The 584-nt window shown below is 43.8% G+C and carries 1 protein-coding gene; it reads right to left on the minus strand.

The features are described 5' to 3' along the window. Positions 1-584, minus strand: a 584-nt coding sequence (locus LKE08_RS10495; RefSeq protein WP_324704170.1) for a group II intron maturase-specific domain-containing protein, incomplete at both ends; no start/stop codon positions are given.

Genomic DNA, 584 nt, shown 5'->3' on the forward strand with positions numbered 1-584 from the left:
CTTATCCTTCCTTTCGTCCCCATTACTCAGTTTTGCCATACCTGTTCGGTAGTATTTTCTGAGCGTTTTGTATTCGGAGTTTCCGCATCGTGACACTACCCATGCCCGCAGTTGTTGCCAGAGTATGTTATCTAGTTTGCTGAAAGTCTCCTTGGAGACTACCCCCGAGTAGTATCTTGCCCATCCAGTGATGATGGGGTTGAGTTGTTTTATCAGGGCGGCTTGAGGTGCTGTTTTAAGGTTTTTAATCACCTCTTTTACCTTTTCAATGTGGGCTTTGATTGCCTTTTTTCTCGGTTTTATGTGGGTTACAAAGCCTAGTAGTTTACTGACCTTTCCCCCACTTTTTCCGGAGACGTGTTTTCCGGCAGGATATTGCCTAATGTTGAACCCTAGGAAGTCAAAACCAGGTGAGACTATTTTTCCGTTTACTTCGATTTCTTGAAGTGTGTGGCAGATTCTTGTCTTTTCTGGTTTGAGTCGGAGTCCAATGGGCTTTAACCATGAGGAGATAGCAATCTTGCACTGTTCAATGATTTCGCGGCTTTGTGATATGACCACAAAATCATCGGCATATCTAACGA

This window comes from Lyngbya sp. CCY1209 (genome assembly GCF_035615495.1).
In the GTDB taxonomy this organism is placed as follows: domain Bacteria; phylum Cyanobacteriota; class Cyanobacteriia; order Cyanobacteriales; family Microcoleaceae; genus Limnospira.